Annotated in this window: 1 protein-coding gene; it reads right to left on the reverse strand. The window is 73.5% G+C overall.

What is annotated here, in order from left to right; all coding sequences use genetic code 11:
- Nucleotides 1–438: YncE family protein (locus tag AC5RWQ_RS30550; RefSeq protein WP_494286057.1), on the reverse strand; the 438-nt coding region annotated here is incomplete at both ends.

Here is a 438-nt window from a genome sequence, read left to right on the forward strand (position 1 = left end):
GGGCGACGGAGTGCGGGCTGTTCCCCGTCGGCCAGGTGGCGGTGACGGTGTCGGTGGCGGTGTCGAGGACCGAGAGGGTGCGCGAGCCGCCGAGCCCGCTGTCGGGGCCGGTGTTGGCGACGAAAAGGCTCCGCCCGTCGGGCGAGGTGGCCAGGCCGTGCGGGTAGGGTCCGACGCCGACGGTGCCGGTGACCTCGCCGGTGGTGGTGTCGTAGACGGACACCGAGTTCTCGCCGGAGCTGCTGAAGTACAGCTTGGCGCCGCGGTCGGCGCTCGCCAGGCCGTACGGGCTCACCCCGGCCCGGATGCTGGCGACGAGTTGGCGGCTGGAGGCGTCGATCACCGCGAGGGTGAAGCTGACCACGCCGACGGTGTAGACGTGGGTGCCGGTGGTGGGCCCGGTGGTGGGGACGGCCTCCTGGGTGCCGGGGAAGTCGG

This window comes from Micromonospora sp. BS32, assembly GCF_059089345.1.